General features: G+C 68.7%; 17 protein-coding genes and 2 pseudogenes. 9 read left to right on the top strand and 10 right to left on the bottom strand.

Features of this window, described 5'->3' with window-relative positions:
* The first annotated feature begins 473 nt into the window (after nt 1-473).
* The 4 genes from ACWDZ7_RS24595 (at nt 474) to ACWDZ7_RS24580 (ending at nt 3,827) form a co-directional block, all read left to right on the top strand.
* Nucleotides 474-992 (top strand): DUF2716 domain-containing protein, encoded by a 519-nt coding sequence (locus ACWDZ7_RS24595; protein WP_451799777.1) that lies wholly within the window; start codon nt 474-476, stop codon nt 990-992.
* A 202-nt stretch (nt 993-1,194) separates the two neighbouring features.
* Nucleotides 1,195-1,926, top strand: coding sequence for a hypothetical protein (locus tag ACWDZ7_RS24590; RefSeq protein ID WP_451799775.1), 732 nt, complete (start codon nt 1,195-1,197; stop codon nt 1,924-1,926).
* A 145-nt stretch (nt 1,927-2,071) separates the two neighbouring features.
* A complete protein-coding gene (locus ACWDZ7_RS24585; protein WP_451799774.1) occupies nt 2,072-2,482 on the top strand; it encodes a VOC family protein in 411 nt (136 codons plus the stop codon).
* A gap of 715 nt (nt 2,483-3,197) precedes the next feature.
* On the top strand, nt 3,198-3,827 hold the full coding sequence (locus tag ACWDZ7_RS24580; protein ID WP_451799773.1) for a hypothetical protein: 630 nt from the start codon (nt 3,198-3,200) through the stop codon (nt 3,825-3,827).
* Nucleotides 3,828-4,242: 415 nt separating this feature from the next.
* Here ACWDZ7_RS24580 and ACWDZ7_RS24575 read toward each other — a convergent pair.
* Nucleotides 4,243-4,341 (bottom strand): annotated as a pseudogene (locus ACWDZ7_RS24575) (ATP-binding protein); the annotation flags it as partial.
* A gap of 631 nt (nt 4,342-4,972) precedes the next feature.
* Here ACWDZ7_RS24575 and ACWDZ7_RS24570 point away from each other — a divergent pair.
* Nucleotides 4,973-6,520 (top strand): MFS transporter, encoded by a 1,548-nt coding sequence (locus tag ACWDZ7_RS24570; RefSeq protein WP_451799772.1) that lies wholly within the window; start codon nt 4,973-4,975, stop codon nt 6,518-6,520.
* A gap of 74 nt (nt 6,521-6,594) precedes the next feature.
* On the opposite strand, the gene ACWDZ7_RS24565 is transcribed toward ACWDZ7_RS24570, so the two are convergent.
* A complete protein-coding gene (locus tag ACWDZ7_RS24565; protein WP_451799770.1) occupies nt 6,595-7,614 on the bottom strand; it encodes an Lrp/AsnC family transcriptional regulator in 1,020 nt (339 codons plus the stop codon).
* Nucleotides 7,615-7,790: 176 nt separating this feature from the next.
* Between ACWDZ7_RS24565 and ACWDZ7_RS24560 the strand changes: the two genes are divergently transcribed.
* A complete protein-coding gene (locus ACWDZ7_RS24560) occupies nt 7,791-8,378 on the top strand; it encodes a class I SAM-dependent methyltransferase (RefSeq protein WP_451799769.1) in 588 nt (195 codons plus the stop codon).
* Nucleotides 8,379-8,388: 10 nt separating this feature from the next.
* Nucleotides 8,389-8,568, top strand: a complete 180-nt coding sequence (locus tag ACWDZ7_RS24555) for a hypothetical protein (protein ID WP_451799767.1) — start codon at nt 8,389-8,391, stop codon at nt 8,566-8,568.
* Between the two features lie 281 nt (nt 8,569-8,849).
* Here ACWDZ7_RS24555 and ACWDZ7_RS24550 read toward each other — a convergent pair whose 3' ends face one another.
* On the bottom strand, nt 8,850-9,836 hold the full coding sequence (locus ACWDZ7_RS24550) for a GlxA family transcriptional regulator (RefSeq protein ID WP_451799766.1): 987 nt from the start codon (nt 9,834-9,836) through the stop codon (nt 8,850-8,852).
* 129 nt (nt 9,837-9,965) lie between these two features.
* Here ACWDZ7_RS24550 and ACWDZ7_RS24545 point away from each other — a divergent pair.
* Nucleotides 9,966-10,925: pseudogene (locus tag ACWDZ7_RS24545) on the top strand (NADP-dependent oxidoreductase); the annotation flags it as partial.
* Between the two features lie 58 nt (nt 10,926-10,983).
* On the opposite strand, the gene ACWDZ7_RS24540 reads toward ACWDZ7_RS24545, so the two are convergent.
* The 7 genes from ACWDZ7_RS24540 to ACWDZ7_RS24510 all read right to left on the bottom strand — a co-directional run bounded on the left by ACWDZ7_RS24540 (nt 10,984) and on the right by ACWDZ7_RS24510 (nt 19,242).
* Entirely contained in the window at nt 10,984-12,738 is a 1,755-nt protein-coding gene (locus ACWDZ7_RS24540; protein ID WP_451799764.1) for a chitinase, read from the bottom strand.
* A gap of 184 nt (nt 12,739-12,922) precedes the next feature.
* Nucleotides 12,923-13,885, bottom strand: coding sequence for a PfkB family carbohydrate kinase (locus ACWDZ7_RS24535; RefSeq protein ID WP_451799763.1), 963 nt, complete (start codon nt 13,883-13,885; stop codon nt 12,923-12,925).
* A gap of 118 nt (nt 13,886-14,003) precedes the next feature.
* Entirely contained in the window at nt 14,004-15,014 is a 1,011-nt protein-coding gene (locus ACWDZ7_RS24530; RefSeq protein WP_451799762.1) for an SIS domain-containing protein, read from the bottom strand.
* A gap of 59 nt (nt 15,015-15,073) precedes the next feature.
* Nucleotides 15,074-15,913, bottom strand: a complete 840-nt coding sequence (locus ACWDZ7_RS24525) for an ABC transporter permease (RefSeq protein WP_451799760.1) — start codon at nt 15,911-15,913, stop codon at nt 15,074-15,076.
* A complete protein-coding gene (locus ACWDZ7_RS24520) occupies nt 15,910-16,737 on the bottom strand; it encodes an ABC transporter permease (protein ID WP_451799974.1) in 828 nt (275 codons plus the stop codon). The genes ACWDZ7_RS24525 and ACWDZ7_RS24520 overlap by 4 nt, the downstream gene beginning before the upstream one ends.
* A 44-nt stretch (nt 16,738-16,781) precedes the next feature.
* A complete protein-coding gene (locus ACWDZ7_RS24515) occupies nt 16,782-18,053 on the bottom strand; it encodes a polyamine ABC transporter substrate-binding protein (RefSeq protein WP_451799759.1) in 1,272 nt (423 codons plus the stop codon).
* A gap of 16 nt (nt 18,054-18,069) precedes the next feature.
* The gene (locus ACWDZ7_RS24510) at nt 18,070-19,242 is read right to left on the bottom strand and encodes an ABC transporter ATP-binding protein (protein ID WP_451799758.1); all 1,173 of its coding nucleotides are present in this window, start codon (nt 19,240-19,242) and stop codon (nt 18,070-18,072) included.
* Between the two features lie 337 nt (nt 19,243-19,579).
* Here ACWDZ7_RS24510 and ACWDZ7_RS24505 point away from each other — a divergent pair, with 337 nt between their 5' ends.
* The gene (locus tag ACWDZ7_RS24505; protein WP_451799757.1) at nt 19,580-20,677 is read left to right on the top strand and encodes a LacI family DNA-binding transcriptional regulator; all 1,098 of its coding nucleotides are present in this window, start codon (nt 19,580-19,582) and stop codon (nt 20,675-20,677) included.
* The last annotated feature ends 32 nt before the right edge of the window (nt 20,678-20,709 follow it).

The raw sequence follows: 20,709 nt of genomic DNA, 5'->3' as shown, positions 1-20,709 counted from the left end.
TTGTCCGTGATTGTCGGCCGCACCCTCATGGACAGTGCACTAGCGACTCTGTCGTGCGGCTCGCCGTGAGCATCCTTCGGGACGCGGCCCAGAGGCGTGGGGCGGTAAGGCCGGTTCACTGGAGTGGAACTGCCGAGCACCTCGCTGGAGGCGTGCGGCGCGCTGCTGGTCGCCATGGTGCGTGCGTTTCGCGGCGCTGGCGTGATCCCTGGCTCACCCTGCTGCCGGCTACCGGCCGCGCCGAACTGCCGGGGCACCCTCGTCTGCCCACGTGGCGCTGGGACAGCACACCGCGGTCATAGGAGCGGATCGGCCTCAGCCGCCGCCAGGCTGATGATCGTGCCCTTGCCGCGGCGAGAGCGCACCGGGCTGCCCGTCTGCCGTAGACACCCCACGTTGCTGCGCTCTGACCGGAGTTCCGTGAAAGATCTACTCGCGCGCTTCTCGACGAGGCCGATCGGTAGGCTCTGCGGGTGAAGAACGAGTCCGTGGTCCCGCTCCCGGAAGCCGAGTACCGCCGTGTGTGGGACCGCTTCTACGCGGAGTTTGCGTTTCGGCCCAGCATGAACTCAGCCTATTGGCCGGCCATCGAGGAACCCGTCGCCTCGGCCACCTGGAGCTTGGCGTCGTTGGATGACGGCCCGGGTCACGAGCGGCTCGACCGACTGGTCGAGGTGGTCCAGCAAGGACTGACGTCCTGTGTTCCTCCGCAGGTCGGGCTGTACGCACTGGACTGGCAACACGCCTCGTTCCGGTTCTCGCCCCACCTGGCCGGAGGCCCGGGGCAGAAGTCGTGGCCGCTGAGCCCGTATCCCGATGGCGACTACTACGTCTACCTCACGGAAGACTTCCAGATCGGCAGCTTCGGGCACCCCTGGGAGGAATCGTTGTGTCTGTTCGGGCAAGGGCTCCTCGATGTCGTAGGAGCGCAGGTCGACGAAATTCTCGGCGTGCCGATACGCAGAGCCGGTCAGCCTGCTCATCGTCATTAGCGCAGCGTGCTGTTCGTGGTGGGGTGAGGAGCCGGGTCCGCAGAAGTGTTGTCCGGTACGAAGCGGCATGGTCGGTGAGGCGCCGAAACAGCGCCGGCAGACCGGTCCGGGCCCCGTGGAGTCGTTTGCTCCGGGACTGGATCCAGGCTGGCTTGAGCCTGCCTTCCTCCCCAGATCATGCAGCTGGCGCAGGAAGGAGAAAATGACGGACATGAACATCGAACAGGCTGTCGCGGGGATCGGGAACGTCGAGGAGGTACCTGGCCTGCCCATGGCCTGGCGATGGTCGCCCATGTCGCGCTTCATGTTCTCCCTCGCCGTCGACGTCGACGGAGGCTGGGCCTACCAAATGAACTCGCTGGACGTCCACGACGAAGGCTTGACCAGGGCTGTTCTTGAGTTCGCGAGACAGCACCGCCTCGGGCGCGGACCAGGCGCCCGACCGATCACGATCGCCACCGGCTTCTCTTACGGTGCCTACCGGTTCGACGCCGTGGCAGCGGCTTCACCACCCGTGCACGGCTACCACCACGGGCGGAACGAGACCCTGAACGAGGTCGTCTCAGCGGTCTTCCCGGCGTACCAGTGCGAGTTCCGCGGAGACGAGAGCCTGGACGAGGCGGTTCTGCGGTGCAAGCGCATGCTGCGGCCGACGATCCTCTCCCGGACGCCGGTTCCGTACCTGCGGATGCGGTACGAGAACACCAGGACCAAGAGCGGCAGTGTGGGTCCGTCCCGCGGGTTCACTACGCACGACGTGCTGCTGAGGGAACTCGGGCTCCTCGAAGGCGCTCCGGGGAGTTTCGTGGAGTTCGAGAACTCCTTCGGAGAGGTGTGGAACGTCGAGTGGAACGGTTCCTGGCTGGTGAACGACACACCCCAGGACGCGCCACCCTCCGAAAGCTGGGTGGCATCGGCTCTGGGATCTCCGTGACGACGTTGGGGACGGCGCTTCAGGCGGTGGGCTCGGTGACCAGTGCGATTACCGCGATGGCCAGGACTCGGGCGATTGTCGGTGCCCGTTGCTACGTTCAAGCCGTTCGAAGCCGTTCGAAGCCACTCACTCTAAGGAGTATCAGATGGGGTCTCAACTCAACCCGTGCCTCGCCTTCAACGGGAACGCACGACAGGCGATCGAGTTCTATCAGAACATCCTCGGCGGCCAGCTGGATATGGGCACCTACGCAGAATACGGCTCGCCGGACGTGCCTCACCCCGACAAGATCATGCACGCCACGCTCCGAACCCCGGACGGCTACACGCTGATGGCGTGGGACGTTCGGGAAGAGATGCCCCACACCCCGGGCGACAACGTCGCGGTCTTTCTCGACGGCGACGACGTCAAACTCCGCGACTACTTCGCGAGGCTGTCCGCCGGCGGCACCGTGACGCTGCCCTTGGAGAAGCAGTCATGGGGTGACGAGGCCGGCTCGCTCGTCGACCAGTTCGGGATCACCTGGATGGTCAACATCACCCAGCAGTCCGGATAGATCACGGGGCCAACGTATGCGAAGCAGCCCGGATGGCTCCAGCCTGCCGCTGCGGCGCTCAGGGTGCTCGCGTGTAACCCCAAGGACCAAGGCGCGACGGAATGGCGCCTACGGTCTTCCACCATGCGCTGGCCGAGGAGTACGCGTACCCCGGCGAGGTCGAAATCGTCATGAGGCCCGTGTAATTCGTTACGCGCCGGCCCTGTTCCGGTCGGGGCTGGTGTCGAGCGCAGTGGTTAGTCTCGTACTCGTGGGGTGGGACGTCTCCGATCGCGCTGTGGAGGCGCTGGTTGTCGGTACGGGCCTGTCTGGGAACGGTGAACGCAAAAGACGTGTATTGACTGCCCGCATCCGAATGATGAACCAGTCCCGGGCCGGCGGGAGTTCCGGGGCGGTCCCGGCGCCACAACGCCATATCAAAGGCGTCAGACGGGCTTGGCGCGTTTGCCGGTAGCGGCGGACTGCCGGTACACCGAGTTGGTGGCGCGCCCCGAAGTCCTCGGCCAGCTCCGGCTCGACTTTCACCTGAGTGGCTGGCCCTTGTGTACCCGACTGCGGTCATAAGCACGTACGCTTCACCACCGCACATGGGTTACTGCTGTCCCGGGGCGGCCGGCATCAGAGTGCGTTCGCAGGGCGTGCTCACGATGAGTCTCAGTGGCACGCACACACCGCGGCTTGCAGGCCCACCTGTACTGACGAAAGGTCCATTGTTGTGTCAGACGTTCAGCCGGTAGTCAGCGGAGTCCAGGCCGACTACGCCGCCCGTGTAGCGGCGGACCTGGAAACGAACCGCAGGGAACAGCAACGCATCGGGGCTGAGGTGGCGGCGCTGCAGGAGCAGTTGCGAGCGCTGGAGAGCGACTGCGCGGTGTTGCTGAGTGTGCAGGAGGCACTTGGCTCTTCCGACCCGTCCGCGGGTGTCACCAAGAAGGCTTCGTCCCGCAAGAGGCAAGTGCCTGCCCCACGGGCCGGCGCGCGCAAGTCTGGCGCGGCCCGAACGGAGAGCGCCCCAGCCACCGGTACCAAAGAGAAAGCGGCCAAGAAGCCGTCCAAGGCCGCCGCGGAGAAGCCGGCCGTGCCTGCTGGCCCGACGCTGGTGGAGCTGATCAGCGGTCACCTCGGCAAGCAGGGCGAACCGCGCTCCGCAGCTGAAATCACCAGCGCACTCGCTCAGGCCCACCCCGATCGGAATATCAAGGCCACCGTCGTGCGCACCACAGTGGAGGGCCTGGTCGCCAAGGGCCGGGCGGAGCGCACCAAGCAGGGCTCCTCGGTCTTCTACACCGCAGCCGTCCCCGCAGAGTCTCCCGCCGTGCAGGAGCCGGAGACGTCCACCAGCTGAACGTCCGTACGCGCCCGCTCATCGCCGCCCCCGGCCCCTCAAAGTCGCCCACCGGCCGGGGGTTTGAAGGCTTGCGGCGATGAACGAGCCCGTCGGGGGCCGCCGACGCGACACACATCGGCATGATCCGGGCCCATGGTGGCCAGTCCGATGCCGCGGGTGTCGCGGACGGGGACGCGACGGCGGTGGGTGTACAAGGGGACCGAGATCTGGTCCACCCAGCAGAACATCGACGTCGGCGGGAGCGCATATCGCGGCAAGTGGGGTGAGCACTTCCCCCGCACCGAACTCGAAGCCCTCAGAACCGCGTGGCGCGAACATCGAGACGAATGGGAAGCCTTCTCAATCCCGTCGAACCCGTGAAGTTTCGGCAGCACCTGGCACGGGCTCGCCGGAACATGTGCGCTTTGCTCGCTTTGCCGAAGGTCTTGTTCTGGGCCAGGATGATTGATCCCTTCTCGTAGCGCTTGGAGATGACCTGGAACACCAGGTTCGCCTCGGCTCGTCCGAGGGGTGGTAGCCGACTTCTGCTGGCGGCTTTGCGTGTGCCGTCAGCGCTCTGCCCGCGCGGCGGCGAGCGTGGTGTCCTCGGAGGGCCGCCGTTCCCATGGAGGTGTGCGATGAGCACGGCGTGGTGGCCCGCCGTGGTGGGACTCGGTGGCAGGCTAAGAAGGACCACCCTCCCGCTCTGGCCGACTGCCGGCTCGCCGAGCTGGTGGCCGTGTGCGACGTGGGTCGGCGGCGCACGACCGCGCAGGCCGACCGGTGTCAGGTGCCCGGCTTCCACCTGATCCAGCAGGTGCATCGGGTACCGCTACGGAGTAACCGAGCGCCTTCACGAGGCGGTCGGCCTTCTGCCGCGAGCTGGTGCTGGCAATGACACGGCCTGCCCCCAGCCGCTTGGCGTTCAACCCTGCCATCGCGCCGATCCCGCTACCGCCCGCTGAGACGAACACAGTGTCCCCGGGACCGGAGTTCCACCCCCCGTGTCAATGCCGGGAAGCTCACGCTCTCCTCCGGTCCTCTTGCCCCCTGCGCGGCGCCGCGCAGGGGGCAAGGGCAACAGGTCGTTGCGTGGGAAATCGAAACCCCCGGCGCCCTTGATGGAAGGAATCTTCCAACTCCGCGCTCTGGCTGGAGTCTCTGTGTCGATCCTTCCACGCTGGCTCATGGTCGGGCCCGATGACCTTGTCCGGAGGTTCGGCTCGATGTGTAGACAACGGTGGAGAGGAACTCGGATGACTGCTGAGCGTGTACTTGTGCCGTCTTCCACAGAGTCGTACCGATGGCGGTGGCCGGCGCTCGTCGCCCTGCTGCTCGGTGAGGCCATGAACCTTTTGGACGCGACCATCGTGCAGGTCGCCGCGCCGACGATCCATGCCGATCTGGGTGGGTCCGTGTCCGACATCCAGTGGTTCACGACGGCCTACACCCTCCCGTTCGCGGTGCTGCTGATCACAGGCGGCCGGCTGGGCGACATCGTTGGCCGACGACGGGTGTTCGTCATCGGGGTCGCCGGGTTCATGCTGGCGTCCATAGCGTGCGCCGTGGCTCCCTCGGCGGGCTTCTTGATCGCCTTCCGCGTGGTGCAGGGGGCGACGGCGGCCGTGATCATTCCCCAGACCATCGGCCTGATCAAGACCATGTTCTCCGGTGGCGAGATGTCCAAGGCGCTGGGCAGCATCGGCCCCGTGATGGGGCTGGCCGCCGTCTGCGGTCCGGTGCTCGGCGGCGTCCTGACCCACGCCGACCTCTTCGGTTCGTCGTGGCGAGCCGCGTTTCTGGTCAACATCCCCGTTTCCTTGGTGGTGCTCGCCATCAGCCCCAAACTGCTGGAGAACCGCGCGCCGAATCGGCCCACTCTCGACCTGACCGGCACACTCCTGGCCATGATCGGCATCGGGCTCATCGTGTATCCCTTGATCGGGGCCGGCAGCGGATCGATGTCCGGGTGGAGCCGGGGTGCCATCGCGGCGGGTCTGATCGTGATGGCGGTGTTCGGGCTGCATCAGCGTGGTGTTGTCGGCAGGGGCCGCAGCCCCCTGGTGGAGCCGAGCCTGTTCACTCACCGGGGCTTCTCTGCGGCTCTCGTGACGTCGGCGTCCTTCTTCGCGGTGACCAATGGACTGATGACGGTCATCGTGCTGCAACTTCAGCTGGGGGTCGGCACTGATGCCCTCAGGGCGGGACTGACGCTTGCTCCGTGGTCGGTGGGACTGGCGGTGGCGTCGTGGGTGGCGGGCGCATATCTGGCCCGGCGCTACGGGCACCGCCTGATGCCCCTGGGCCTCGTGGTACTTCTGCTCGGAGCGCTGGGCGCCATCGCCGTCTACCATGCGGCGGACCCCACGGACTACCCCAAGCCGCTGCTGATGGCGCTGGCCGTCGTCGGCCTGGGCGGCGGGCTCTTCACTCCTGTCTTCTTCACCATCGCCCTGAAGCCGCTGCAGCCCCAGGAGATCGGGTCGGCGGCCGGACTGCTGAACGCCGTCCAGCAGCTCGGAGCCACACTCGGCGTCGCCGTCCTGGGCAGCGTCTACCTCGGCAACGCGGAGCCCGGCGGGCCTTCGGAAGCCCTGCACGCAGTCCAGGTCGCCTTCTGGGTCGCTGCCGCGCTCGTGGTGGTGAGCTTCGTCGGCAGCAGGCTGATGATCGAAAAGGAGGCGTCGGACACAGCCGGGGCGCAACGGTGAGCGAGCCACGTGCCTGAACAGTTCCTGCGGCGGACGCGCGGCCGCCGCTTCGGCATGTGCGGACGCGCCGGTCTTCACGGCCGTACGCGCCTGCCCGCTGCCGACTGTCGGCTACGAGCGAGATCCGTGATCATCGGGCTCGCCGCCTTGACGTTCCGCAGCACTGGACTGGTCTCGAGGGTCTGGACCGCGTCGAGGGAGCCGAGCCGCCGGGCGAGGTAGCGGTGGAGGTCGGAGGGGTCGCTGCACAGGGCCTGAGCCACGAGGTTGGTGGGGCCGGTGGTTGCGGCGACGAAGGCGAGTTCGTCATGGCTCGCCAGGGTCGTCGCCACGTGTTCCAGATGTGCGGGGCTCACCGACATCCACAGCAGTGCCCTGGTGTTGGCGCCGAACAGTCCGGTGTCGACCTCGACATCGAAGAAAATGGCTTCGCCGGCCTGCAGGTCGGCCAGGCGGCGCGCGACAGTGACGGGGGACCAGCCAGTCGCCTGGGCAAGTTCCGCATGGCTGGCACGCCCGTCCTTCTGCAGCGCGACCAACAAGCCCGCGTCAGCGTCGCCGAGTTGGCGAGGGACGGGGACGTAGGCACTGTCCGCCGTCTCGTGCGATCTCAGGATGCGCTGCTGCTCTTCGGTGAGGGTGTCGGCGCTTCGTCGCCAGTTGGTGGGACCTCCGAGGTACATGTGCAGGAGGCAGTACGCGGACACAGCGGTGATGTTGTTATTACGGGGGATGTCGCGCAGCAACAAGGAGTTGCCGACGGCATCGTTGGTAGAGGTGTGGATGACCGCCACGATTTCGGTTCCGCCAGAGGTGAGTTTGACCCATGACGTGTCGGGTCGGCGGGCCAGGGCGTGAGCCAGGTCCTGCGCGGAACTTGCGGCGGCGGCGAGTCTGACGAGCCATTGTGTCTGACCGGCTAGGCGGGGGTCCGCGAGCCCGACGACGCGCAGCGACGCCTCGTCACGCAGGCGACGGTAGCGGCGGGCGACGGTCTGGGGTGAGACGTCGAGCGCGACAGCGATCTGACTGAAGGGCGCGCGGCCGTCTATGTGCAGCGCGTGGATCAGGGCACGGTCCAAGGTGTCGAGCATGCACACATCCTTCAACGGGGCCGTAGAGGCCCGCAGATTTCCATCGGTTCACCGGGTCAAGCAAGAACGCTCTCATATGGTCGATGCGCATAATGAACACCGCCGCACGCGTGCCATGCCGCAAGTGGATGCAGCAGCCAAGGAGTTGACGTTAAGGGCGCTCGCCTGTTCGTCGCGTGGATGCGGCAGCTGGAGAGCGACTGTCCCGACGCGCTGTTCCGGGATCCGCTCGCCGCCACGATGCTCTCGATCCTGGCGAAGGTCCCGCGTACTTCGCGGTGCGCACACGGTTCTTCGACGATGGGGTGATCGCCGCGACCCGGCGAGGGGCCCGCCAGGTCGTCACGCTGGCCGTCGGCGTGGACGGTCGCACCGTCAGGCTGGATCTGCCGACCGGGACGCGCTGGTCCGAGGTGGAACTCCCCCTTGCGTGCGAACGCCACGGGGTGGCGGCTGACCTGCGGGAGGACAGGGAGCTTCTTGGCCATCCGCCCGCGACCGCCTGGAGTCCTGGATGGGCGGCTACGGCTGGCAGGCGGAGGCGTACGCGGGCGACGATCCGCGGATCGGACACGGGCGCACGGTGGCGCCGCCTACGGCGTGCTGGCCGGCCAGCGGTTCGCTCGTCGACCCGGATACCGTGTTGCCGGCAGAGGATTCGAATTCATTGTGGGGTCAACGCGCCCCCTCGCGGCATATGTCTCTCGGGCATCCTCAAGGCACGGATGCGGGTACGGGGACGATCTGGCGACGATGTTCTGTAAGCGGGTCGCCATGAAGATCAAGAAGGCCAAGGCTGGAGGAGATCCGGCTCGACGAGCGGGAGTCGGCGAGGCTCTGATCGGGAACTACCGCACCGTGCTCAAGAGCCTCGACGACGGTGGCCCGGCCCAGGAAGCGTTGGCGATGACCGCCGAGGCCGTGCTCACCCTGCCGAAGACCCAGTTGGTGTAGGCCAACCCGAGACTACGTCGACGTCACCCAGCTCCGCGACCAAGACCTGCCCGCACTGTCACCCGGCCTGACTGGGTGAGGCCGGGTGGCAGTGCCGTCAGGGCCGAGCCCCGGGCGTGTGCCGGTCGTTGAGCAGCTCATGGGGCGGGACAAGGCGGACAGGGCGCGCAGGCCGTGGGATCTGGGTCCGGTGCCGGAGGGGCATGTCGAGGCGGTGCCTGGAGGGCAGCCGCCGGAATACGCCGGAGACGTGCCGTAGGCCAGGCGGGACGGTGAATCGCTCACTGCCGCTGCGCTGAACCGTCGGCGGGTGTGGGGCGGAAGGTGCGGCGGTATGCCTGGGGTGTGACCCCGATGGCGGCATGAAGATGCTGGCGCAGGGAGACACCGGTGCCGAGTCCGGCGCGGTCGGCGACCAGGTCGACGGGCCAGTCAGTGGTCTCCAGCAGGTGCCGGGCCAGGTCGACGCGCCGGCGGATGAGCCACTGGCCGGGGCTGGTGCCGACCTCGTTGCGGAAGCGGCGGGTGAAGGTACGCAGGCTGACGTTGGCGTGGGCTGCCATGTCAGCCAGGGTGATGGGTTCAGAGAGACGTTCCATGATCCACGCCTGTGTGGAGGCGGTACCCGGGGCAGTGGAGTCGGGGACGGGGCGCCGGATGTACTGGGCCTGGCCGCCGTCGCGCCAAGGCGGTACGACGCAGGAGCGGGCGACCTCGTTGGCGATGTCACTGCCGTGGTCGCGGCGGACGATGTGCAGGCACAGGTCGATGCCGGCGGCGACCCCGGCGGACGTGAGGATCTCGCCGTCATCAATGAAGAGGACGTCGGGGTCGATGCGCGCGGTGGTGAACATGCGCTGCAGACGGTCGGCTTCGCGCCAGTGCGTGGTGGCGGGGCGGCCATCGAGCAGTCCCGCGGCGGCCAGCACGTAGGTGCCGGTGCAGATCGCCACAATCCGGGTTCCGGGGCGGATGGCAGCCAGGGCCTCGCGCAGGGCATCGGGCAGGCGGCCCTCCTCGCGAATGGGGCCCAGCGCGTGGGAGGGCGGGATGACGACGGTGTCGACGGTGGCCAGCAGGGAGGCGTCGTAGGAGACGGTGAGCTGGTAGTCGGCCTCGGCGCGGACGGGCCGGCCGTCCAAGCTGCACGTGGTCACGGAGTAGAGCTGGTTGCCCGTGCCGTCACGGGCGGCGCCGAAGATCCGCGCGGGGATGCCGAGCTCGAAGGGGACCACCCCATCCAGGGCCAGTACGCCAACATGGTGCATGACCCGATTCTTTCATTCCTTGACCATCGGGCCACTACTGCGGGGCCGTCCACCCGGGCAGTCTTGGGAAGTGCCCAAGAAAACCGGCACAAACCACAAGAAAACCCCTGCTGAAGAGAGCACGTCATCATGGACCAGGCCACCACCCCCTCGACCATGCGCGCCATCTCCCAGGACGCCGCCGGAGCACCGGACGTCCTCAAGGTCATCGAGACGCGGCGCCCGGTCCCGGGCCGGGGCGAGATCCTGGTCCGGGTGCACGCGGCGGGCGTGAACCCAGCCGACTGGAAGACCCGCGAGCGGGGCGTGTTCGCCAATGGCGCCAGACCGCCGTTCACGCTCGGCTTTGACGTCTCCGGGGTGGTCGAGGCGGTCGGCGACGGGGTGACACTCTTCCAGGCGGGCGACGAGGTGTTCGGGATGCCGCGCTTCCCGCACCCGGCGGGTGCCTATGCCGAGTACGTCGCCGCCCCGGCCCGGCACTTCGCTCCGCGCCCCAAGGGCCTGAACCACATCCAGGCCGGTGCCCTGCCGCTGGCCTCGCTGACCGCCTGGCAGGCCCTGGTGGACACCGCGAACGTCCAGCCCGGCCAGCGCGTCCTGATCCACGCGGCCGCCGGAGGCGTCGGCCATCTGGCCGTGCAGATCGCCAAGGCCCGTGGCGCGTACGTCATCGGCACCGCCAGCGCCGCCAAGCACGAGCTACTGCGCTCGCTGGGCGCCGACGAGCTGATCGACTACCGTACCCAGGACTTCGCCGAGACCCTCCGCGACATCGATGTCGCACTGGACGCCCTCGGCGGCCCCAACTGGGCCCGGTCCCTGCAAACGCTGCGGCCGGGCGGCACGCTGGTCTCGATCCTGCCGCTGAACCACACCTTCCCCGCAAAGGAGGCCGAAGCGGCCGGAGTGCGGGCGGTGTTCATGCTCGTCGAGCCCGACCACGCGGGGTTGCGAGAGATCACTTCCCTGGTCGAGGACGGCCGCCTGCGCGTGATCGCCGACGCGGTCTTCCCCCTGGAAGAAGCCGCCCGGGCCCACACGCTGGGTGAGACCGGCCGCACCACCGGCAAGATCGTCCTGTCCGTCACGGTGGGACGGGACGGGACGGACCGTGGTTCGTCCGCCCGCCCCGCCAGGCCGTTCGCTACGGAAGGCTGTGCACCTTCGGGCCGACGGAGTTCGACCACGAGCTGCCCGCCGTCGCGTCCCAGTTCGTGGACCACGTCATGGCGCCGCGCAGCGCCGGGTACGTCTTCGACGGCTTGAAGGAGCCGCAGCCAGTGCCGCGGGCCAGGCAGTCGAGGGCGTTGTTCACGACCGACGGGGCCACGTAACCGCTGCCCGCGGCACGCGTCGACGCCGGGACACCGAGCCCGACCTGGGACGGATCGAGGCCGCCCTCCAACTGGATGCAGGCGAGCGCGGTCAGGAAGTCCACGCTGCCCTGGCTGTAGACCTTGCCGTCACAGCCCAGCATCGAACCGCTGTTGTAGTACTGCATGTTGACGACCGTGAGGATGTCCTTCACGTTCAGCGCCGTCTGGAAGTAGCCACCGGACGTGGACTGCATGTCGATGGTCTGCGGCGCCATCGTGAGCACCAGCTTCGAGCCCGCCTTCGCGGACAGCTGGCGCAGCGCCTTCGTCATGTAGGTGGGGTTGAGGCCGTTCTCCAGGTCGATGTCGACGCCGTCGAATCCGTACTCCCGCATCAGCGCGTAGGCGCTGTTCGCGAACGCCGTCGCGGAGGCGTCACTGTTGACCGAGATGGTTCCCTTCTCGCCGCCGACCGAGAGGATCACGGACTTGCCCGCGGCGTGCTTCGCGGCGATGTCCGCCTTGAAGTCGGCGGCGGAGGAGTAGCCGACGGCAGGGTCCAGGTTGAAGGCGATCTGGCCCTGCGTGGTGGTGGCGTCGGCGAAGGACACGGCGATGATGTCGTACTGCGACGACACGTCCCGAAGCTTCTGCACGGTCGCGCCGTTGTTGAAGTTCTGCCAGTAGCCGGTCAGCGCGTGCTTGGGCACGGTGCCGCCGTCCCCGCCGCCATTCCCCTTGGCGGTCCGTGCGGACACCGCCGTCGACTTCGCGGACTCACCCGCCGCGTTCGTGGCGCTCACCTGGAAGCTGTACGCGGTGTCCGGCGCGAGACCGGTGACGGTCGTGGAGGCGCCGACGGACGAGGCGACCTTCGTGCCGTCGCGGTAGACGGTGTACCCCGTGGCCGTGGACACCGGGGTCCAGGACAGGTCCACCGACGTGGACGTCGTCGTGCCCGCCGCGAGGCCGGCCGGCACGGCCGGTATCTCCACCGGGTCGGTACCGCCGCCCCCGTCGGGCCCGAGGACGCTCACATCGTCCACGTAGTACGCGCTCTGCCCGTACCAGCCGTGCGTGTACACGGTGACCGACGTGGTGTTCGCGCCGGTGGTGAAGCTGGTGGAGAGCTGCTGCCAGGACGAGTTGCCCGGCGTCCAGGTCGACACGTCGGTGGTGCCGGTGCCGCGGGCACCGAGGTAGGCGTAGCTGCCCTGCACCCAACTGCTCAACTTGTAAGTCGAGTTGGGCTTCACCGAGACGATCTGGGAACACTCGGCGGTGCCCTGGCCCGATGGGGTGGCCTTGAGCGCCCTCGTGCCGCCGTGCACGGGGGACGTGACGGTGGTACCGCTGTTCGCGGCGCAGGTCCAGTTGCTCAGGTCCGACTCGAAGCCGGCGTTCTTGACGACGTTGACGTCCGCTTTGGCGTCCGCTGCTTTGACGTCCGAGGACTGCGCGGACTGCGCCGACTGCGCGGGTGCGGCGAGCGCGGTGACGGCGAGTGCGGAGGCCGCACCGACGGCGATTGCCGCGCCGATTCTCCGGCGAACACCGGGTATGCCCTGACGTACACGGTCCACGGAGTGCCTCCCGGGAGGGGTGAAGGACGAAAGTGAACGACGGTGGCCACCGCTGCTGTGCGCATAGTTGGTCCAGACCAATTGAGTTGTCAAGGACTTCGGCGAGGTGAACCGCTGAGCTACGCCCGTGCCGTACCTGCCGCCGTTCCGGCCGACCGTTCCTTACCGCCGGCGTCGATGCTGGTCAGCGGCCCGAGCAAGGCCCCTCACCCCGCGCCGCGGGCGGGCCCTCTTCCGGTGACGGTGTCGGCACCCCCGTTGGTGTCGGTGCGGGGCGTCCGCAGCCGAAGGCGGCCTCCGTGAAGCACTGTTCGTATGCCGCCTGTGAGCCATGGCGCAGGGCGTCTTCCAGTGCCTCGCGGGTCGGCGGGAGCGGCCGGGACCAACCGTCGCGCAGGAGTGACACGATGAAACCGGCGAGGAAGGCGTCCCCGCAGCCCATCGTGTCGGACATGGAGCCGGGGTCCGCGGGCCGGGCCGGCGCGGACACCGTCACCGTACCGTCGTACGCCATCGCTCCGTCGAGGCCACGGGTGGCCAGGGCCATCCTGGCGCCCCGCCGCACGGCTTCGGTGAGCAGCGCACGCGTGGCGGCCTCGTCCAGGTGCGAGCACGACAACAGTGCCAGGTCCACGTGGGGGCACACCCGGTCGAGGTAGGCGGGCGTGCGGTGCTCCTCCTCGTCGGAGAAGTCGAAGCTGAGCAGCGGACCGGCGGCGGCGAGCCGGGGGAGTTCGGCCTCGGTGCGCGAGTACACGCTGGAGTGCACGAGGGCGAACGACGCCGCGTACGCCATCAGGCCGGCATCCAAGGCGGGTCGCTCGCGGACGGTGCCGTCGTCGTAACCGAGGAACACCCGGTCGCCGTCCCGCACATGCAGGGTGGAGACCGAGGTCCGGCCGGGGCGCACCATGCTGCGCTCCACGGCGACACCCTGCGCCGCCACGGACGTACGTACGAAGGCACCGAGGTCGTCGTCGCCGAACACCCCCAGATAGGCGGAGTACAGACCGAGTCGACGGGCGTAGACGGCGACGTTGACACAGTTGCCGCCGGGATAGTCGGTGCCGCGGTCCACGAAGCGATCGACGGTGTTGTCACCGAAGCCGAGGACGTTCGGGATGTTGTGGACGTTCGGGCCGTTCATCAAAGGCTCCCGAGGCGCGGGCGCGGCGTTGACGGGAAGCGCCGCGCCCGCCATGGGCGCGCCCGTGCCGGGGCACCGGCGCGCGGGGGTGGATGGACGAGCGGAAGCGGTCCGGCCGTCAGTAGTCCATGACGCGGTAGTAGCGGCGCAGGTCGAGCGAGTGGTCGCGGGCCCGCTCCAGGTGCTTGCTGACCCTGTCCATCACGGTGTCGAGCACCAGCGGGGCGAGCAGCCCGCGGAACTCGGGGCTGATGCCCTCCAGGGGGTAGTCGCGGGTGTCGAAGACGGTGACGTCCTTGGAGACGCGCTTGGCGAACGCCTCGGCCCGGTCGGTGAGCGCCCGCGTCTCGTCCTCCCCCTGGAAGACGATCACGCTGGTGTGCTCGTCGAGCAGCTCCAGCGAACCGTGGAAGAACTCGGCGCTGTGCACCCGGGTGGTGCGCAGCCACTGCATCTCCTCCAGGATGCACATGGAGTACAAGTAGGTGAATCCCCACAGGTTCCCGCCGCCGACGAGGAAGTGGTAGTCGTCGTCCTTGTGGGCGTCGGCGAACGCTTCCGCCACCGGTTCGGCCTGCCGGGCGACGTCCACCAGGGTGCGCGGCAAGTTCGCGAGTTCGTCGGCGAGGCGCTCGTATCCCGCGAACTCGCCCCGGTGGGAGAGCAGTCGGCCCAGGAACAGCAGCAGCTGCACATCGAAGGGCCAGGCCTTGGGCGCGGAGATCAGCGCGGTGTCGACGCTCCGGGCGACGGGGGAGTCGGGCAGACCGGTGAAGCCGATCGTGTGCGCGCCCCGGGACTTGCAGAACTCGATGGCGCGCAGGCAGTCCTCGGTCGTGCCGGAGACGGAGGTGAAGACGGCGGCGGTGCGCTCACCGAGGCGGGCGTCGCCGGAGACGACCAGCTCCGCGGCGACGGCTGCACGGACGGGGAGCAGCGAGGTGCGCCGCGCGAGGTGTTCGTAGGGCCACATCTGCGCGTACGTTCCGCCCGCTCCCACGAGCAGGACGTTGTCGTACCCCTCGTCGACGAGACGGTCGACGACCTTCTCGATCTGCGGACGCAGCGCCACGAGGCTCTCCGTCTGGGAGACGAACTCGGCTTCGTTGAAGGACAGCAAAGAGTGCACGGTGGTGATTTCCTTTGAGGGTGGTGAGGATGGGGAGGGGGGTGATCCGCGCCGGGTGGTCAGGCCGCGCGGCGGCGCCGGGAGAAGAGGACGTTCGCCACGGCGATGACCAGGCCGCCGACGAAGATCAGCGTCCCCATGACGTTGACCTGCGGGGGTACGCCGGTACGGCTGGCGCTGTAGACCCACAGCGGGAAGGTGACCGTACGGCCGGCGTTGAAGCTGGTGATGACGTAGTTGTCGATGGACAGGGCGAAGCACAGCAGGGCGCCGGAGGCCACGCCGGGCAGCAGCATCGGCAGGGTGACGAGGCGGAACGCCGTCCAGGGGCCCGCGCCCAGGTCACGGGCGGCTTCCTCCAGTGCCGGGTCATGCCCCGCCATGCGCGCCCGTACGGTGATGGCGACGTACGGGATGCAGAACGCCACGTGGGCGATGACGACGGTCCCATAGCCGCGGGGCACGCCCATGACGATGAACATCGACAACAGGGCGGCGCCCAGGGCGATTTCGGGGGCCGCGATGGCGGCGAACATCAGCAGGTCCACGGAGCCCCGGCCGCGGAAGCGGTAGCGGCCGAGCGCCAGTCCGATCGGAGTGCCGAGCAGGGTGGCGACCACGGCGACGACGAGGGCGATGGTGAGGCTGTTGACCAGTGCTGAGGTCAGGTTCGGAATGGCGAACAGGTGCCGGTACCAGTTCAGGGTGAAGCCCTGCCAGGTGAAGTTCACCTTGCTGCCGGTGTCGTTGAAGCCGAACAGGACCATGACGGCGATCGGCAGCAGCAGCCAGGCCAGTATCAGGAAGGTGTACAGGGTCAGGGCGGGTCGGCGGCGGGGCCCGCGCTTTTGCGGGGTGGCGGGCGCGTCGAGAGGCGGGATGACGGTCTGTGGGGTCATCGCGCGGCCGCCTCCAGCACGTCGTCGGTGCCCAGGGCCCGGGCGTAGGTGAAGACGGCGAGCAGCAGCGCGCCCATGAGGACGAAGGACAGGGCGGCGGCGCCGGGATAGTCGAGGTTGGTGAAGTACTCGGTTTTGATGATGTTGCCGATCATCGTCGTGGAAGGGCCGCCGAGAATGCCGGCGTTGACGTAGTCGGCGGAGGCGGGCACGAAGGTCAGCAGCACTCCGGCGAAGACGCCGGGCAGCGACAGCGGCAGCACCACGCGCAGAAACGTCCCCGCCCTGGAGGCGTACAGGTCGGTGGAGGCTTCGATCACTTTGGGGTCCACCCGTTCGAGGGCGACGTAGATCGGCAGCACCATGAACGGCATGAAGTTGTACGTCAGTCCGCCGATCACCGCGTAGGGAGTGGCCAGCAGGTGGAAGCCGTCGGAGAGCAGGCCCATGTCCTTGAGCGGTCCGAGCACGACGCCGTGGTCCGCGAGCACCACGTTCCAGGACTGGGTGCGGATGACGAAGGCGACGAAGAACGGCAGCAGGAGCAGGAAGAGGAACACCGACTTGTGCCGGCCGGCCCGGAAGGCGATCCAGTAGGCCACCGGGTAGCCGATGAGGAGGCAGGAGACGGTGGCCGCGGCGCCGTAGACCAGTGACCGTACGAGTTGCACGTGGTAGGTGCTGATCACGTCGGCGTAGGTCTGGAAGTGCCAGGTCTGACGGAAGCCGTCGAGGAAGTCGCCGGTCTGCAGTGACAGTGACGCCATCACGATCACGGGCATGATGAAGAAGGCGGCCAGCCACAGCCAGCCCGGCAGGATCATCCAGTAGGGGGCCAGCGCCGCGCCGCGGCGGCGGCGTCGCCGGTTCACGCCTGGTAGATCGGTTCGAACAGCGCGTTCCACTGCTTCTCCTCCTCTTGGTCGAGCACCCGCAGGTGGCGCAGCTTCGCTTCGTCGGCTTCGGTCGGGAAGACCAGGGGGCTGGTGCTCAGGGCCTTGAGCACGGTGTGCCGTTTGCCGGTGGCGGCGGCCGCGTGGCGGGCGACGACCTTCTGCGCGCCGGGGACGGGGCAGACGAACTGCACGGTCTCGCTGATCCTCGCGGCGACCTCGGGCCGATAGACATAATCCATGTAGGTGAGTGCGTCGACGGGGTGTGAGGCCGTCGAGGGGATGCAGAGGTTGTCGGTCCACAGCAGCCCGCCCTCCTCCGGGATGACGAACTCCAGCTCCGAGCCGCTCTGATTCGCCTGGAAGACGTCGCCCGAGTACACGAGGGAGGCGGCCAGGTCGCCGCGCTGGAGTGAGGACTGGTAGGTCGCGGTGGAGTAGGAGCGGACCATGCCGGCGTCGCGCTGCTCGCGCAGCCAGGCCGCCGCCTTGCGCCAGTCGGCGGGGGTGGAGGTCTCCGGGTCGACGCCGATGGCCAGCAGGGCGATGTTGCCCATCTGCACCGCGTCGTTCCACATGCCGACCTTGCCGTGCAGTTTCGGGTCGAGCAGGTCCTGCCAGCTGGTGATCTTCCGGCCGACCTGCGCCGGGTCGTAACCGATGCCGGTCATGCCGGACTGCCAGGGGACGGTGTAGACGTTGCCGGGGTCGAAGGAGGAGTTCTTGAAGGCGGCGCCGCCGTACCGGGCGAAGGTGGGCAGCCGGCTGTGGTCGAGTGGGGCGAGGTAGCCGAGCTGGACGTACTTGGTGAGGTAGCTGTCGCCGCCGACGACCATCAGGTCGTAACCGATGCCCTGGCCGGAGGCGAACTCGGGCTGGATCTTGCCGAACCAGGAGGCGCTGTCGTCGATCAGCTCGTTGTAGGCGACCTTGATGCCGCTCTCGCGGGTGAAGGCGTCCAGGGTGGGGTGCTTGCTCTGGTCGGCGGGGTCGACGTCGATGTACTGCGTGTAGTTGACGAAGTCCAGCTTTCCGGCCCTCTTCTTGCCGGTCCAGAAGTCGCTGACGGCCGCGGCGATCTCCGTCTCGCCGGTGGGGACGTGCACGCGGGCGCCGGGAACGCTGCACGCGGCGAGCGGGGCCAGTGCGGCGGCGCCGAGCGTGGCGCGCAGCAGGCCTCGCCGGGTCAGACGTTGTTCGGTCAGCCCGCGCAGCCGGGGCGCGGAGGGTGTCACGTGCTCGGGCATGGTCGCCTGCCTGTCGTCAGCGCGGGGTGAGGGAGTCCGCGGCCGCGGCGGTCGCCACGGGTTGGGGAGCGGTGGTGAGCAGGTAGGAGTGGTCGGTGGCCCAGGAAAGCCAGACGGATTCACCCCGGACCGGGTTGACGGAGGCGGTGCCGTCGTTGGGCTGGAAGACGGTCATCTGCGCGCCGGTGGCGGTGTCCACCGTGTAGTTGGTGGAGGTGCCGAGGTAGACCACCTCGCGGACGGTGCCGCGGATACGGCTCGCGGTGTCGGCCGGCCGGGTGCTCAGCGTGATCTTCTCCGGCCGCACGGTGAGTTCGACGTCGGCCCCGGCGCTGTGGGAGCCGCGCAGCGGGACGGTGACGCGCTGGCCGTCGCCGAGGTCGAGCACCCCGGTGTCGGCACCGACGGAGGCCAGACGCCCGCCGATCAGATTGGAGGTGCCGATGAACCCGGCGACGAACGCGGTGGCGGGCCGCTCGTACACCTCCTGGGGCGGGGCGACCTGTTCGACCAGGCCGTGGTTCATCACCGCGATCCGGTCGGACATGGTCAGGGCCTCGGCCTGGTCGTGTGTGACGTAGATGAAGGTGATGCCGACCTCGCGCTGGATCCGCTTGAGCTCCAGCTGCATGGACTGCCGCAGCTTCAGGTCGAGGGCGCCGAGCGGTTCGTCGAGGAGCAGGGCGCGTGGACGGTTGACCAGGGCGCGGGCCAGGGCGACGCGTTGCTGCTGGCCGCCGGAGAGCTGGCGGGGCCGGCGGTCGGCCTTGTCGGTCAGCTCGACGGTGCGCAGGATCTTCTCGACCCGGTCGCGGATCTCGTCCTTCGGGACGCGCTTGCGGCGCAGTCCGAACGCCACGTTGTCGGCGACGCTCAGATGAGGGAAGAGGGCGTAGGACTGGAAGACCATGTTGATGTCGCGCTTGTTGGCCGGTACGCCGACCATGTCGCGGCCGTGCAGCAGGATCTGTCCGCCGGTCGGCTCCTCGAACCCGGCGATCATCCGCAGGGTGGTGGTCTTGCCGCAGCCGGACGGCCCCAGGAGGGAGAAGAACTCGCTCTCGCCGATGGAGAGATTGACGCCGCGGACGGCTGCCGCGTCCCGTGCGCCACCGAAGTCCTTGACCACGTCGACGAGGGTGATGGCCGGGCCTGTGGCCGATGGCGGCGAGGGGGTGTCGGTTGCCATCCGTGATACCTCCGGTGGTCGGGGCGTGGGCTCAAGGCGTGGGCTGGGGATGGGGGATGGCCGTGCGGCTGAACGTGCCGTGGTCGGCCGGGGAAAGGCAGGGCAGGCAGGCGGAGTTGGCGGAGTTGGCGGAGATTGATAACGTTACCAACGAGCCCGTACCTTACCCATCGGCAGGCGCTGTCCGTCAATGGTTGAATGGCGCCGGATTTGACCGCCCCGCTCGTTGCCCCGTTCCTCACTCCGTTCCTTGCCCCGCTCGTTGCCCCGCTCCTCGCTCCGTTCCTTGCTCCGTTCCTCGGTGTCCGCCGAGCCGTCACCTGTGAAGAGACCGCCCATGCCGAACACCGCGCGGCCGCCGCGCCGCGTCACCATCCCCGACGTCGCCCGGCACGCAGGCGTGGGACAGGCCACCGCCGCCCGCGTCCTGGGCGGATACGGGTCGGCGAGCGCGGCCACCCGGGAACGGGTGCTGGCCGCCGCCGCCGAACTGGGCTACAGCACCAACGCGGTGGCCCGCAGCATGATCAGCGGACGCACCCACACCATCGGTGTGGTCGTCGCCGATGTGGAGAACGCCTACTTCGCCCGCGCGGTGCGCGGCGTCACCGACGTCGCGGCCAAGGCCGGCCTCCAGGTCGTCCTCGCCAACAGCGACGAGGACGGCGAGACGGAGCGCTCCGCGGTGCAGCTGTTCATCGAACGGCGCGTGGACGGCCTCGTCGTGGCGCCCGCCGCCGCCGACCACGAGCACCTCGACAGGGCCGTCGCCTCGGGTGTTCCCGTGGTCCTGCTCGACCGTGCACTGAGTGGGTCCGCGCTGGACACCGTCGTGGTGGACAACCGCGGTGCCGCCAAGGCGGCGGTGACCAGGTTCACCGGCGAGGGGCACACCCGCATCGCGGTCATCACCTCGGCGTCCCCTGACGAGAACGCGGCGTTGCTGGCCCCGGGCGCGGACATCTGGACCACCACCGAACGCCTCACCGGCTACCGGCAGGCTCTGCGCGCCGCCGGCATCCCGCGCGAGGCGGAGCTGATCCGGCACACCGGATACGACCGGGCCTGGGCACGCTCCGCCGTACTGGAACTGATGACCTCCGACGACCGGCCCACCGCCCTGTTCACCACCGACAACGTGGCCACGCTCGGCACTCTTGACGCCCTGCTCGATCTCGACGCCCACATTCCCGGTGACGTCTCCGTCATCGGCTTCGACGACGCGGAGTGGGCCACGTTGGTCCGGCCCCGGCTGAGCGTGGTCGGCCAGCCGGTGCAGGAACTGGGCGGCCTCGCGGCAGACATCCTGGTCCGGCGCATCAACGGCTCCACGGCCAGGCCTCGCCGCCACACCCTGCGCACGACCTATGTCCCGCGCGAGTCGACCGGGCCCGCTCCGGCGCGCGTGCGGCGGCTGCGGATGGCGGGGGAGTGAGGGAGTGGACGGGGGCGGGGGCGGGAGTGGGA

The sequence above is a fragment of the Streptomyces sp. NPDC003032 genome (assembly GCF_053591415.1).
The sequence above is the reverse complement of the archived record's forward strand: the minus strand, read 5'-3'. Positions and strand labels throughout refer to the sequence as shown.